Source organism: Streptomyces sp. NPDC127117 (genome assembly GCF_042677325.1).
Taxonomy (GTDB): Bacteria; Actinomycetota; Actinomycetes; order Streptomycetales; family Streptomycetaceae; genus Streptomyces.
Genome location: NZ_JBHXTM010000011.1, coordinates 42,594 through 55,883, shown reverse-complemented (window position 1 = coordinate 55,883; position 13,290 = coordinate 42,594). Strand labels below are relative to the sequence as shown.

Below are 13,290 nucleotides of genomic sequence, written 5' to 3'. Positions count from 1 at the left end.
ATGCCCTCCGAAGCGGCTCCGGCCGGCACGACGCGGACCGATACGGCCCGGGCCGATACGACGCGGACCGGCACGACCCGGACCGGCGTGCGGCGCATCGCGGTCATCGGCGGCGGCCCCGGCGGGCTCTACGCCGCGGCCCTGCTCAAGCGGCTCGACCCGGGGCGCGAGATCACCGTCTGGGAGCGCAACGCCCCCGAGGACACCTTCGGCTTCGGCGTCGTCCTCTCCGACGAGACCCTCGGCGGCATCGAACACGCCGACCCCGTCGTGTACCGGGCCCTCAGGGACGAATTCGTCCGGTGGGACGACATCGACATCGTCCACCGGAGCGTCACCCAGACGTCCGGCGGCCACGGCTTCGCCGCGCTGGGCCGGCGCAGGCTGCTGGAGATACTGCACGAGCGCTGCGAATCCCTCGGTGTACGCCTCCGCTTCCGCACCGAGGCCCCGCCGGCCGCCGAGCTGGCCGCCACCCACGACCTGGTGATCGCCGCCGACGGGGTGCACAGCCTCACCCGCGCCGCCCACGCCGACACCTTCGGCCCCCGCCTCACCACCCACCGCTGCCGCTACATCTGGCTCGCCGCCGACTTCGCCCTCGACGCCTTCCGCTTCGAGACCGCCGAGACCGCCCACGGGGTGATGCAGCTCCACGGCTACCCCTTCTCGGCCGACGCCTCCACCGTCATCGTCGAGATGCGCGAGGAGGTCTGGCGGGCCGCCGGGTTCGACACCTGCGAGGTCGAGCACTCCACACTGCGCTGCGCCAAGATCTTCACCGAGGCGCTCGGCGGCCGGCCGCTGCGCTCCAACAACTCCTCCTGGCTCACCTTCCGCACCGTCGTCAACGCCCACTGGTCGCACGGCAACACGGTCCTCATCGGCGACGCCGCCCACACCGCGCACTTCTCCATCGGCTCCGGCACCAAACTCGCCGTCGAGGACGCCCTCGCCCTCGCCGCCTGCATCGAGGAACAGCCCGACCTGCCGCGCGCCCTGTCCGCGTACGAGGCCGAGCGCCGCCCGGTCGTCGAATCGACCCAGCGAGCCGCAGCGGCCAGCCTGCGCTGGTTCGAGGAGCTCGCCACCTACGTCGACCAGCCGCCCCGCCAGTTCGCCTTCAACCTCCTCACCCGCAGCCGCCGCGTCACCCACGACAATCTGCGGCTGCGCGACGCCTCCTTCACCGCCGCCGTCGAGGCGGAGTTCGGCTGCCCCCCGGGCATCCCGCCGATGTTCACCCCGCTGCGGCTGCGCGGCCTCGAACTCCGCAACCGCGTCGTCGTGTCACCCATGGACATGTACTCGGCCGTCGACGGCATCCCCGGCGACTTCCACCTCGTCCACCTGGGCGCACGCGCGCTCGGTGGAGCCGGACTCGTCATGACGGAGATGGTGTGCGTCAGCGCCGAGGGCCGCATCACCCCCGGCTGCACCGGGCTCTACACCGCCGAACAGGCCGCCGCCTGGACCAGGATCACCGACTTCGTCCACGCGGGCGCGCCCGGCACGGCCATCGGCGTCCAGCTCGGCCACTCCGGACGCAAGGGCTCCACCAGACTGATGTGGGAGGGCATCGACCAGCCCCTCGACCACGGCAACTGGCCGCTCACCGCCGCCTCCCCGATCCCGTACGCGGCCGGCGTCAGCCAGGTCCCGCACGCCCTGGACCGGGCCGGACTCGACGCCGTGCGCGACCAGTTCGCCGCCGCCGCCCGGCGCGCCGACCACTGCGGCTTCGACCTGCTCGAACTGCACTGCGCCCACGGCTATCTGCTCTCCGGCTTCCTCTCGCCGCTCACCAACCGACGCACCGACGAGTACGGCGGACCGCTGAGCAACCGGCTCCGCTTCCCCCTCGAAGTCTTCGACGCGATCCGCGCCGACTGGCCCGACGACCGGCCCATGACCGTCCGGATCTCCGCCACCGACTGGGCCGATGGCGGCACCACGGCCGAGGACGCCGTCGAGATCGCCCGCGCCTTCGTCGCCCACGGGGCCGACGCCATCGACGTCTCCACCGGCCAGGTCGTCCCCGACGAACACCCCGAGTACGGGCGTTCCTACCAGACCCCGTACGCCGACCGGATCCGCAACACACTGTGCGTGCCCGTCATCGCGGTCGGCGCGATCTCCTCCTGGGACGATGTCAACTCGCTGCTGCTCGCGGGCCGGGCCGACCTCTGCGCCCTGGCCCGCCCCCACCTCTACGACCCGCAGTGGACGCTGCACGCGGCGGCCGAGCAGGGCTACGAAGGGCCGGGCGCGCCCTGGCCGCTCCCGTACCGCGCGGGCAGCCGCACCCCGCCGACGGGCCGCACGGACGCACCGAAGCCACGGCTCACCCTGGAGTGACGGGCAGGCACTCGTGGCACAGGCACCCCTGCGGATGCGGGGCCGCGTGGTGCGCGTGCCGTTCCTCGCGGGCGATCCGCTCCAGCAGCGCGGCCAGCTCCGCTGCCTCCTCGCGAGTGCCGAGCCCCCGGCTGTCGCACCGGTTCAGCACCGCCGGGGTGTACACCAACCGCGCCCGGAAGGTGTGCAGATGACGGACCCCGGTGTCGATGGTGATCCAGTGACCGGTGTGCCGCCCGTGCCCCACCGTGGTCAGCTGCTGGTGCCCCATCCCCGGATAGGTGCCGACGACGTACACCTTCGCGCCGCCCCGGTACGCCTTCGTGCCCGGCCGCAGCTCCTGGCCGAGATCCCCGTACCGCCGCCACAGCACCACGTTCGCTGCGACCAGCCAGACCGGCTCGGGCGTCCCGCTCACCGCTCCGCCACGCTGATCAGCAGCCGGTCCGAGACCGCCCGGTAGCCGATGCGCCGGTACACGCCGTTGCTGGTGGGGTTCGCGAGGTCGGTGAAGAGCAGCACCTCCCGCGCACCCGCCTCCCGCGCGGCCCGGCTGATCTCCGCCGTCACCGCGGCCGCGTAGCCCCGGCCGCGGTGGACCGGCGGGGTGTAGACCGAGGCGACCCGGACCATGCCGGCGATCCGGCGCGAGACCCCCGCCATCGACACCGGGACGCCGTCGTCCTCCCAGAGCGTCAGCCCGCCGGACGCGATGCGCTCGTCCACCAGCCGCTCGGCGTGGGCGCCGGGCTGACCGGTCCCTTCGGCGAAGGCGCGGACCCAGCGCACCAGCAGCTCCCGGTCGGCGGCGCCGGCGGTCCTGGGCCGCCCCGAAGGCGCCGGGGAGGGTGGGACCAGCGTCGCCAGCCGGTAGAGCCGCTGCTCCTGGTCGACCCGGTGACCGGGCCAGCCGGCGGCGATCCGCCCGGCGGTGGCCCGGTCCGCGTTGATCCGGGTCAGCGGGAGCGCGGTGGCCAGCGGACCCACCGCCTCCGGGGCGACGGATCCCAGCAGGGGAGGGTGCGGCGGGGTCTGCACCAGCGTCCCCGCGACCTCGCCGTCCGCCCCGCGCCACCAGCCGAGCAGTGGGGCGGCGTCGCCGTAGGCGTGCGGGCCGTGGAGCCGCAGGGTCTCGGTGACGGTCAGGATCAGGGTGTTCTCGGCGGGGCGGGCGGCCAGCGAGGCGCCGGCCGCGTCGAGGAGGACGTCGACGTCATCGGTGAAGGTCCAGGGCATGGTTCATCCTGCCGGGTGCGCGGGGAGCGCGGCACCCGCATTTCCGGTTCAGCCCTCCCGCAGCCGGAAGCGCTGGAGCTTGCCGGTGGCGGTGCGGGGGAGCGCGGGCAGGAACTCGATGACGCGGGGGCACTTGTGCGGGGCCAGCACGGTCTTCATGTACGCGCGCAACTCGTCCGCCGCCGTCCCGGCGCCCTCGCGCAGCACCACGTACGCCACCACGATCTGGCCGCGCAGCTCGTCCGCCCGGCCCACCACCGCCGCCTCGGCCACCGAGGGGTGGTGCAGCAGGGCGTCCTCGATCTCGGGGCCCGCGATGTTGTAGCCGGAGGAGATGATCATGTCGTCGGCGCGGGCCACGTAACGGAAGTAGCCGTCCCGATCGCGTACGTAGGTGTCCCCGGTGAGGTTCCAGCCGTGTGCGACGTAGTCCCGCTGGCGCTCGTCGGCGAGATAGCGGCAGCCGACCGGGCCGCGTACCGCGAGCAGTCCGGGCTCTCCGTCCGGCACCGGGTGCCCGTCGCGGTCCAGTACCCGGGCCTGCCAGCCGGGGACGGGGACTCCGGTGGCGCCGGGGCGGATCGCGTCGTCGGCGGCCGAGATGAAGATGTGCAGCAGCTCGGTGGCGCCGATGCCGTTGATGATGCGCAGCCCGGTCCGCTCGTGCCACGAACGCCAGGTGGCGACCGGGAGGTTCTCCCCGGCCGAGACGCAGCGCCGCAGCGCACTCAGATCGTGGTGGTCCATGCGGTCGAGCATCACCCGGTAGGCGGTCGGCGCGGTGAACAGCACCGAGACGCGGTGGGCGGCCAGCGCGGGCAGCAGCTGCGCCGGGCCGGACTGTTCGAGCAGCAGGGCGCTCGCGCCGGCCCGCAGCGGGAAGACCACCAGACCGCCGAGGCCGAAGGTGAAGCCGAGCGGCGGGCTGCCCGCGAACACGTCGTCGGGGGTGGGCCGCAGGACATGGGCCGAGAAGGTGTCGGCGATGGCGAGCACATCCCGGTGGAAGTGCATGCAGCCCTTCGGGCGTCCGGTGGTGCCCGAGGTGAACGCGATCAGCGCGACATCGTCCGCCGCCGTCCGCACGGCCTGGTACGGCCCGGTCCTGGCCTCGGCCAGGCGCAGCAGATCGTCCGGGCCCCCACCTCCGTACGGTGTGATCCGCAGCCCCGGCACCTCGGCCTTCACCAGGTCACCGACCGCCCGGTCGTCGCACAGCGCGTGACTCACCCGGGCGATGGAACAGATGGTGGCGAGTTCGGCGGACCGCTGCCGGTCCAGCACCGTGACGGCGATCGCGCCCGCCTTCAGCACCGCGAGCCAGCAGGCGGCCAGCAGGGGGGTGGTGGGGCCGCGCAGCAGGACCCGGTTGCCGGGGACGACCCCCAGGTCGGAGGTGAGGACATGGGCGATCCGGTCCACCCGCTCCCGCAGCTCCCGGTAGCTCCAGACCGTGCCGTCCGGGGTGCGGAAGGCGGGGCGGTCGGGGCCGAAGCGGTCGGCCGTACGGTCCAGCAGTTCCGCCGCACAGTTGAGGCGGTCCGGGTACTGCAGCTCGGGAAGGTCGAAGAGCAGTTCCGGCCACTGGTCCTTCGGTGGCAGGTGCTCCCCGGCGAAGGTGTCGACGTGCGCTGAGGTCTTCGGGTCCATGACGGCTCGCCCCCTTGTCGCCTCTGGAGCGTATCGTTTGGGTGACGGTAGTCAACGGTCCGCGATAGAGCGGGTGGACAGGAAATCGGGCGGACGGGATACGGGACATCGAACGGACGGGAGAACGGACAGGAACACGGACGGGAAAAACGGGAACGAGAGACCGGGAAGACGAGACGCGACCAGAGAGGCGCCCGTATGACGGCATTCTCACTCGATCCGGCACAGACCGCCTGGTGTGAAGAGCTAAGAACCCTTGCCGAAGAGCAACTGCGCCCCCTCGCCGAGAAGGGCGCCCCCGGCCACGTCAACCGCCCCCTGATCGCCGCACTCGGCGAGGCGGGCCTGCTCGACCGGCTGCTCAGCTCGGGCGCCCTCGACCTCTGCCTGCTCCGCGAGTCCCTGGCGCGCGGCTGCACCGAGGCCGAGACCGCGCTCGCCCTCCAGGGCCTCGGCACCCACCCCCTGGTGCGGGCGGGCACCCCGGCCCACCGCGAACGCTGGCTCCCCGAGGTGCGGGCCGGCCACGCCGTCGCCGCCTTCGCACTCAGTGAACCGGGCGCGGGCTCCGACGCGGCGGCCCTCGCCCTGAGCGCCGCACCCGCCCCCGGCGGCTGGCGGCTGACCGGCGAGAAGTGCTGGATCTCCAACGCCCCCGAGGCCGACTTCTACACCGTGTTCGCCCGCACGACCCCGGGCGCCGGCTCCCGGGGCGTCACCGCGTTCCTGATCCCCGCCGACCGCCCCGGACTGACCGGCACCGCCCTCGACATGCTCTCGCCGCACCCCATCGGGGCCCTGGCCTTCGACGGAGTCCCGGTCACCCCCGACGACGTGCTCGGCGAACCCGACCGGGGCTTCCGGGTCGCCATGGACACCCTCAACCTGTTCCGCCCCAGCGTCGGCGCGTTCGCCGTCGGCATGGCCCGCGCCGCTCTGGACGCCACCGTGGAACACACCGCCCACCACACCGCGTTCGGCGGCCCGCTGAAGGACCTTCAGGCCGTCTCCCACCAGGTCGCCGAGATGGCGACCCGGACCGAGGCCGCCCGGCTCCTGGTGTTCGCGGCGGCCGCCGGGTACGACGCGGGGGAGCCCGGCGTGCCGCGCCGGGCCGCCATGGCGAAGCTGTACGCCACCGAGACCGCGCAGTACGTCGTCGACACCGCCGTCCAGCTGCACGGCGCCCGCGCCCTGCGCCGCGGCCACCTCCTCGAACACCTCTACCGGGAAGTCCGCGCGCCACGGATCTACGAGGGCGCCAGCGAGGTCCAGCGCACGATCATCGCCAAGGAGCTGTACGCGACCCGGGAGGCGTCCGCATGAGTCCGGTCCACCGGATCAACCCCGTCGACCTGTCACCGCCCACGGGCTTCTCGCACGCCGTCACGGCCACCGGCAGTCAACTGGTCTTCCTGGCCGGGCAGACCGCCCTCGACGAGGACGGCAAGATCGTCGGCGACGGCCTGCCCGAGCAGTTCGCCACCGCGCTCACCAATCTGCTCACCGCCCTGCGCGCGGCGGGCGGCGCCCCGGCGGACCTCGCCAGGGTCACCGTGTACACCACCGATGTGGCCGACTACCGCGAACGGTCCGCCGAACTGGGCCGGATCTGGCGGCGGATGGCGGGCCGCGACTACCCGGCGATGGCGGTCATCGGCGTGGCCAGGCTCTGGGACGAGCAGGCCCTGGTCGAGATCGACGGGGTGGCCGTACTGCCGTGAACGCACCGTACGGGCCCGGTGATCCGGGCCCGTACGGCCCTGGGCGCATCAGCGCGCACCGGTGCCGGTCAGTACGGCTTCACCAGCACGTGCGCCGCGCCCGGGATGCCGACCTTCAGCAGCTCGTCCTCCTCGGGCGTCGTCTCGTTGCCCGTCTCCTGCTTGAGCACCGCGCGCGACATGGCCTGCACCCACATGGCCCGGGGGCGGCGGCGTGCCTCCCACGCTTCGAGCGCCGCGGCCACGTCGGACCCGGCGTCCAGCGACTCGGCGAGCACCAGCGCGTCCTCGACGGCCATCGCCGCGCCCTGCGCGATGTGCGGGGTGGAGGCGTGTGCGGCGTCACCGGCCAGGACGACCCGGCCGACGTGCCACGGCTCCTCGACCGTCACCTGGGAGATCCGCGAGTACACCACCGAGGCCGGGTCGGTGACGGTGGCCAGCGCCTCGGCGACCGGTCCGGAGAACATCGCGAGCCGCTCCGTGAGCTGCTCGTGGGCCCGCTCCGGGTCCGGCCGGAAGTCCTCGGACTCCGCGAACACCGCACCCAGGTACATCAGTTCCTCGGTGATCGGGGTGAGCAGCGCCTTCGCGTCCTTGCCCGCGGTGCCCATCACCACGCCCCGCACCTGCGGCTGCCTGGGAACCGTCACCCGCCAGTTCGCGAAGCCGGTGTACTCGGGGGTGTAGCGGTCCCCGTAGAGCCGGGTGCGCAGCGGCGAACCGATGCCGTCGAAGGCGGCCACCAGGTCCCAGCGGCCCGAGGAGCCGTCGGAGAGGGTGACGTCCACGCCGGAGCCGTCGTCGGTCAGCTCGGTGATGGTGGTGCCGAAGCGGATCTTCGCACCCGCGGCGACGGCGGCGGAGTTCAGCACCCGGGCCAGGGCGGGGCGCGGGATGCCGTTGTTGGAGGGGGCGTCGCCCATCCGCGGCTGGGGTATCTCGGCGAGTGTGTTGCCGGCCGGGTCGGCGATGGTCAGGATCTCCCACTCGAAGCCCGCCGCCAGGCAGTCGTCCAGGACCCCGATCTCCCGCATGACGTGGAGGGCGTTGGACGGCTGGATGATGCCGACGCCGAGTGCGTCCACCTCGTCGCGGAGTTCGGCGATCTCGACGGTGTGGCCGCGCCGGGCCAGTGCGGTGGCGAGCGTGAGCCCGCCGATGCCGCCGCCGTGAATCAGGACGCGCAGGGGTGTTGCCATCTCAGGTGTCTCCAGAGCGAGAAAGGTGCAGAGAGTTACGGGGGAGCGGACGGTCAGCCGGCCGCGACGGGCAGGCTCATCAGGTGGTCCACCAGAGCCAGCAGCACGTCCCGGCCGAACGGCCGGTCGCGGACGTCACCGATCAGCAGCGGCACGTGCGGGTCGAGGTCGAGGGCGGCCCTGATCTCGTCCGGGGTGCGGGTGTTGTGGCCGTGGAAGCAGTTGATCGCCACCACGAACGGGATGTCCCGGCTCTCGTAGAAGTCGATCGAGGCGAAGCTCGTCTCCAGCCTGCGGGTGTCGGCGATCACCACGCCGCCGAGCGCCCCGTTGACCAGGTCGTTCCACATGAACCAGAAGCGTTCCTGGCCGGGGGTGCCGAAGAGGTAGACCACCAGTTCGGAACTGACCGTGATACGGCCGAAGTCCAGCGCCACGGTGGTGGTGTCCTTCTGGCCGACACCGGCCAGGTCGTCGACCCCGATGCTGGCCTTGGTGAGGTACTCCTCGGTGCGCAGCGGTGCGACCTCGCTGACCGCGCCCACCAGGGTGGTCTTGCCGACGCCGAAGCCTCCGGCGATAAGTATCTTGACGGCGGCGGGGGCCGCCTGACTGCTTGTCATCTTGGTTCAGAGTCTCCGGAGTCCGTCTCGAACGGCGGCCAGCAGGCCCATGTCGCGCCCGCCCGCCACCCGCGCCACCGAGAGCGGGGCGCGGGCGAGCAGCAGGCCCTGGGCGACGAGGTCGGCCAGCAGGATCTTGGTCACCGACACCGGGAGGCCGAGGTCGGAGGCGACTTCGGCGACCGCGGCCGGGCGCAGGCAGCGCTCCAGGATCATCCGGTGCTCCGGCTGGAGCCGTCCGGGCCGCACCGGCGCACCGTGCTCGTCCCGGGGGTCCTGCGCGGTCGTGAGCACGGTGATCAGGCTGAAGTCGTCCCGCTCGGGAGCGGTCCGGCCCCGGGTGATGGTGTACGGGCGCACCATCGTGCCCGCCCCGTCCTCCTCGGCCTCCTCCTCCCAGTACGGGGTCACGCGCGCTGCCCGTCCCCGGTACCGAAGGCGTCGAACTCACCGCGGGCCGGCGTGGTGAGCTTCTGGCCGACCTGCTGCACGAGGTTGTGCATGGCGAGCGACATGATCTCGGCGTCCACCTCCTGGGAGGCGATCACGGCCAGGTGGGTGCCCTGGGCGGCCGCGATGATGAAGAGCCAGAGGTTGTTCAGCTCGACGATGACCTGGTGCACGCCGCCGCCGTTGAAGAGCTGGCCGACGCCGCGGGCCAGGCTCTGCTGGCCGGTGCAGATGGCGGCCAGCCGCTCGGCGTCGGCGCGGTCGATGGTGCGCGAGTGGCTCACCACGAGCCCGTCGTCGGACAGCAGGACGGCGTTCTGGGTCTCGGCCACCGAGTCCACCAGGCCGTCGAGCAGCCAGTCGAGATCCTGGTGGGTGGCGGTTGTGCGTGTCATGGCCGTTCTTCTCTCGTGGGGTGCGGGATGGCTGGCGGTGCAGGCTGCTTCGGCGCCTCGTCGGTCGCGCGGGCGGCACGGGACCGGCGCTGGAACGCCCCGATCGCGGCGCCGGCCCGGCGTGGCGCCGGTCGCGGCTGCGGGTTCTCGGACGGGCCGGGCGGCTGCGGTGCGGCGGGCCGGGAGGCCGCCGGGTCGAGCCGCAGCTCGTCGGCCAGGCTGGCCTGCCGTACCCGGCGCGGCAGCGGGGGTTCCGCACCGGGCGCGGGAAGGGCGGGCCGGTCGGACCCGTGCCCCGCGTCCTGGGTGCGGATGGCCGCGACGTCCGGCGGGGCCGGGTGGTCGGGCTCCGAGACCGGCAGCCGGGCGGGCCGGACGTTCTGCGGCCCGGACTGCCGGGGCGCGGGAATCGGGAGGGCCGCGCGGTCCGTCCCGGGGGCGGAGGAGTACGGGGCCGCGTACGGCTGCTGCGGAGCCGCGTACGCTTCGGCGGGTGCCGCGTACGGCGGCTGGTCACCGGGGTACTCGCCCTGGGGCGCAGGGTACGGCGGCTGGTCACCGGGGTACTCGCCCTGCGGCGCCGGGTAGGGCGGCCGGTCCACCGGGTACTGGCCGGCGGCCGTCATGTACGGCTGTTCGGCCTGGCCGTACGGGCTCTCCTGCGCGGCGTACGGCGCGGCCGGCGGAGCGTACGGCTGCTCCTGCGCTTGCTCGGGCCCCGGCTGGTACGGCTCCTGCTCCGGGGACGGGTAGGGCTGTTCGGCGACCGGGTGCGGCTGCTCGGTGGTGGCGTAGGGGGCGCCCGCCGTGTGCAGCGCGGTGACCCCGGCCAGCGCCTGACCCTGTACGCGGGTGGGCAGCGCGCCGTCGGCCGCGGGGGCCGAAGGCGCGGCGGGCGCGACGGGGGCGACGGGGGCGGCGGCAGCGGGGGCAGGCACGCCGACCGGACCGGTCCGCGGTTCGGGGACGGTGAGTTCGTCGGGGACGAGCAGCACCACGCGGGTACCGCCGTACGCGGAGGAGCGGAACTCCACCCGCAGGCCGTGCTGGTCCGCGAGGCGCGCGATCACATAGAGACCGAGACGGATGTCGTCGGAGTGGGCGAGCACGTCCATCCGGGGCGGCCGGACCATCAGGTCGTTGGCCGCCGCCAACTGGTCCTCCTCCATCCCGAGTCCGCGGTCCTCGACCTCGATGGCCAGACCCCGGCTCACCTTCGCGGCCCTGACCTCGACCGGGCTCGGCGGCCGGGAGAAGCTGAGCGCGTTCTCGATCAGCTCGGCGAGCACATGGGAGACCGGGCCGACGGCCCGCTCCGACAGCCAGGGGCTGCCGTCCAGGTCCAGCACCACGCGCCGGTAGTCCTGCACCTCGCCCTGGGCGGAACGCATCACGTCGAGCAGCGGAACCGGCTTGCGCCAGCGCCGGTGCGGGGAACCGCCGGCGAGGATCACCAGGTTCTCCTCGTACCGCCGCAGCCGGGCCGTGAGGTGGTCCAGGTCGAAGAGACCGTCGAGCACCTCGGGGTCCTCGTGCTTGCGCTCCAGCTCGTCCAGCTTCTTCAGCTGCTGGCCGATCAACTGCTGGGTGCGGCGGGCGATGCGCTGGAGCAGCCGCTCGAAGCCGCGGTGCTGGTCGGCCTGTTTGACGGCCGCCGCCAGCGCACTGGTGCGCGCCAGGTTGAGCGCGTCGCCGAGCCGGGTCAGCTCGTCGCTCCGGCCGCCCTTGCTGTCGTGCTCGATGGCTCGTGCCTCGGCCTCGACATCGATCCGCTCGCCCTGGGCGAGCCGCTCGACGACGTCCGGCAGGGCCTTCTCCAGCTCCTCGGCCCGCTCCTGGAGGCTGCCGATCCGGCGGCGGAGGTTGCGGGTGAGGCGCCAGGTGGTCCAGATGACCGCGATCACGGCCACCAGGCCGACGACGGTGGTCAGCACCATCTTGAACAGCAGCGACATGACGCTGCCCTTGCCCTCCTCGACCACACTGGCGGTGCGGTGCTCAAGGAGCTTCTCGATCTGCGGGGTCAGCTCGTCCATCGCCCCGCGCCAGGTCTTCTCCCGGGCGCCGAGGGTGACGAACCCGTCCGAGCCGGCCTCGGCCGGGCGCAACACCTCGTTCTCCACCTGCGTCTTGGTCTTCCAGGCCGAACTGTGGGTGATCTTCTCCCACATGGCCTTCTCGTCCGGGGGCAGTTGGGGAACGACCTTGGTGGAGAACTGGAGTTCCTGGCCGGAAACGGCCTCCCGGACCTGCTTCAGGTCCTCGGTGCTCAGCTTCCCCCCGGACCAGCCGCGCGCCAGCAGGGCGTCCGAGCGGGAGATCATCTCCTTGGTCCAGAACAGGTCGACCAGCGGCTGCGAAAGCGTGGTGATCCGGCCGTTGTCGACATGGCTGAGCGCCGCGAAGAGCTGGAGGTCGACCGCGATCAGGTCCGTGTAGTAGCCGTACACGGCCTTCTGCTGGTCGTCGCCGCCGTCGTCGACGAGGGCGCGCTGGGCCGGCAGCTGGTTGATGGCCGCGCGGGCCTTGCCGACCGCGTCACGGACCTCGTCGGGGGCGTCGTCGGTCGCCACGTCGGAGAGCGACTGGAAGCTCTCGACCGCGTCGTCGGTCAGCTTGCGCTGCCGCTGGAGCTCTTCGGCGGCGCCCTTGTGCCGGGCGAGCACCTCGGCGCTGAGCCGGCGCTCCGCCTGGAGGTTGTAGTACACGATGTTGGACGGCTGGCCGGCCTTCTGCGCCAACTGCCCCTGGGCGGCCTGGCGTTGGAAGTCCAGCAGGGTCTGACCACTGGTGACGGCCCAGAGGGCGGCCAGTGCGACGCCGGGAACGATGGCCAGAACGAGCAGGGCTGTCCGCAGCGACATGGTGGTCGATTCGGTCCGCCGTGAGGCGCGCGTGCGCAGGGCGTGCTCCTTGATGATGCCAGCCTCGGGACTGGTCAAATCCGTTGAGAACTTCGACAGATAGATATTAGTCACAGTGAAAAAATGAAAAGAAAGCGGGCTCACAGGTGCATCACTGATCACACACATCTCCGCCACCGTGATCCGGATGGCCGGATTCATCCCGGTCCGAGTAGCGGGCCGGGAGGTCCGGGGGGAGGCTTGAACCATCCGTACGGAGTCACGAACCGACCCAGGAAGGTCACCGGTGGCCACCGACCAGCCCCCGCGCCCCGCGGTCAGGTCCTACGACGGCGAGGGAATCACCGTCGACTACGACGTGCACCGCTGTCTGCACGCCGCCGAATGCGTACGCGGCCTGCCGTCGGTCTTCGACACCGCCCGCAAGCCGTGGATCCAGCCGGCGAACGCCCCGGCCGACGACATCGCCGACGTCATCCACCGCTGCCCCAGCGGCGCCCTGCAGTACCACCGCACCGACGGTGCCCCCGACGAGGAGCCCGAGGTGCCGACCCATGCCTCGCTGCACTCCGACGGAGTGCTCCACCTGCGCGGGGATCTCGAAGTGGCCACCCCCGAGGGGCCGCGCCAGGAGACCCGGGTGATGCTCTGCGGCTGCGGACTCACCGGGAACCGGCCGTACTGCGACCACAGCGGGGTCTGCGGCGAGCACGGGTGAACCCACCGCGCGGCGTCGGGCGCGGCGCGCCGTACGGGTGAAGCGCGGCCGGGGATATATCTGTATTGGG

Annotated in this window: 12 protein-coding genes; 4 read left to right on the top strand and 8 right to left on the bottom strand. The window is 72.7% G+C overall.

What is annotated here, in order from left to right; all coding sequences use genetic code 11:
* Complete coding sequence (locus ACFVH0_RS12505; RefSeq protein ID WP_385819527.1) at nt 1-2,358, top strand: bifunctional salicylyl-CoA 5-hydroxylase/oxidoreductase; 2,358 nt, start codon at nt 1-3, stop codon at nt 2,356-2,358.
* On the opposite strand, the gene ACFVH0_RS12500 is transcribed toward ACFVH0_RS12505, so the two are convergent.
* Genes ACFVH0_RS12500 through ACFVH0_RS12490 form a run of 3 tightly spaced genes read right to left on the bottom strand, consistent with a single transcriptional unit; the run spans nt 2,345 to nt 5,244 of the window.
* Nucleotides 2,345-2,776 (bottom strand): hypothetical protein, encoded by a 432-nt coding sequence (locus ACFVH0_RS12500; RefSeq protein WP_385819526.1) that lies wholly within the window; start codon nt 2,774-2,776, stop codon nt 2,345-2,347. The genes ACFVH0_RS12505 and ACFVH0_RS12500 overlap by 14 nt on opposite strands.
* Nucleotides 2,773-3,594, bottom strand: a complete 822-nt coding sequence (locus ACFVH0_RS12495) for a GNAT family N-acetyltransferase (protein WP_385819525.1) — start codon at nt 3,592-3,594, stop codon at nt 2,773-2,775. The genes ACFVH0_RS12500 and ACFVH0_RS12495 overlap by 4 nt, the downstream gene beginning before the upstream one ends.
* A gap of 48 nt (nt 3,595-3,642) precedes the next feature.
* Entirely contained in the window at nt 3,643-5,244 is a 1,602-nt protein-coding gene (locus tag ACFVH0_RS12490) for an AMP-binding protein (protein ID WP_385819524.1), read from the bottom strand.
* 198 nt (nt 5,245-5,442) lie between these two features.
* Between ACFVH0_RS12490 and ACFVH0_RS12485 the strand changes: the two genes are divergently transcribed.
* Together ACFVH0_RS12485 and ACFVH0_RS12480 are read left to right on the top strand one after the other, a co-directional pair.
* Nucleotides 5,443-6,570, top strand: coding sequence for an acyl-CoA dehydrogenase family protein (locus ACFVH0_RS12485; RefSeq protein ID WP_385819523.1), 1,128 nt, complete (start codon nt 5,443-5,445; stop codon nt 6,568-6,570).
* Entirely contained in the window at nt 6,567-6,968 is a 402-nt protein-coding gene (locus ACFVH0_RS12480; protein ID WP_385819522.1) for a RidA family protein, read from the top strand. Before ACFVH0_RS12485 ends, ACFVH0_RS12480 begins: the two co-directional genes overlap by 4 nt.
* A gap of 68 nt (nt 6,969-7,036) precedes the next feature.
* On the opposite strand, the gene ACFVH0_RS12475 is transcribed toward ACFVH0_RS12480, so the two are convergent.
* Genes ACFVH0_RS12475 through ACFVH0_RS12455 form a run of 5 tightly spaced genes read right to left on the bottom strand, consistent with a single transcriptional unit; the run spans nt 7,037 to nt 12,616 of the window.
* Nucleotides 7,037-8,170, bottom strand: coding sequence for an FAD-dependent monooxygenase (locus ACFVH0_RS12475; RefSeq protein WP_385819521.1), 1,134 nt, complete (start codon nt 8,168-8,170; stop codon nt 7,037-7,039).
* 53 nt (nt 8,171-8,223) lie between these two features.
* Nucleotides 8,224-8,793 carry an ATP/GTP-binding protein gene (locus ACFVH0_RS12470; RefSeq protein WP_384762294.1) on the bottom strand — a complete coding sequence of 190 codons (570 nt, stop codon included), beginning with the start codon at nt 8,791-8,793 and terminating at the stop codon, nt 8,224-8,226.
* Nucleotides 8,794-8,799: 6 nt separating this feature from the next.
* A complete protein-coding gene (locus ACFVH0_RS12465) occupies nt 8,800-9,204 on the bottom strand; it encodes a DUF742 domain-containing protein (protein ID WP_385819520.1) in 405 nt (134 codons plus the stop codon).
* Entirely contained in the window at nt 9,201-9,638 is a 438-nt protein-coding gene (locus ACFVH0_RS12460; RefSeq protein ID WP_385819519.1) for a roadblock/LC7 domain-containing protein, read from the bottom strand. Before ACFVH0_RS12460 ends, ACFVH0_RS12465 begins: the two co-directional genes overlap by 4 nt.
* Nucleotides 9,635-12,616, bottom strand: coding sequence for a nitrate- and nitrite sensing domain-containing protein (locus tag ACFVH0_RS12455; protein ID WP_385819518.1), 2,982 nt, complete (start codon nt 12,614-12,616; stop codon nt 9,635-9,637). The genes ACFVH0_RS12460 and ACFVH0_RS12455 overlap by 4 nt, the downstream gene beginning before the upstream one ends.
* 172 nt (nt 12,617-12,788) lie before the next feature.
* Between ACFVH0_RS12455 and ACFVH0_RS12450 the strand changes: the two genes are divergently transcribed.
* Nucleotides 12,789-13,220 (top strand): (4Fe-4S)-binding protein, encoded by a 432-nt coding sequence (locus ACFVH0_RS12450; RefSeq protein WP_385819517.1) that lies wholly within the window; start codon nt 12,789-12,791, stop codon nt 13,218-13,220.
* Nucleotides 13,221-13,290 lie beyond the last annotated feature (70 nt).

Excerpts from the sequence above, each read along its gene's own strand:
- ACFVH0_RS12505 (WP_385819527.1), top strand. The coding sequence starts at position 1 with ATGCCCTCCGAAGCGGCTCCGGCCGGCACGACGCGGACCGATACGGCC.
- ACFVH0_RS12495 (WP_385819525.1), bottom strand. The coding sequence starts at position 3,594 with ATGCCCTGGACCTTCACCGATGACGTCGACGTCCTCCTCGACGCGGCC.
- ACFVH0_RS12490 (WP_385819524.1), bottom strand. The coding sequence starts at position 5,244 with ATGGACCCGAAGACCTCAGCGCACGTCGACACCTTCGCCGGGGAGCAC.
- ACFVH0_RS12485 (WP_385819523.1), top strand. The coding sequence starts at position 5,443 with ATGACGGCATTCTCACTCGATCCGGCACAGACCGCCTGGTGTGAAGAG.
- ACFVH0_RS12480 (WP_385819522.1), top strand. The coding sequence starts at position 6,567 with ATGAGTCCGGTCCACCGGATCAACCCCGTCGACCTGTCACCGCCCACG.
- ACFVH0_RS12475 (WP_385819521.1), bottom strand. The coding sequence starts at position 8,170 with ATGGCAACACCCCTGCGCGTCCTGATTCACGGCGGCGGCATCGGCGGG.
- ACFVH0_RS12470 (WP_384762294.1), bottom strand. The coding sequence starts at position 8,793 with ATGACAAGCAGTCAGGCGGCCCCCGCCGCCGTCAAGATACTTATCGCC.
- ACFVH0_RS12460 (WP_385819519.1), bottom strand. The coding sequence starts at position 9,638 with ATGACACGCACAACCGCCACCCACCAGGATCTCGACTGGCTGCTCGAC.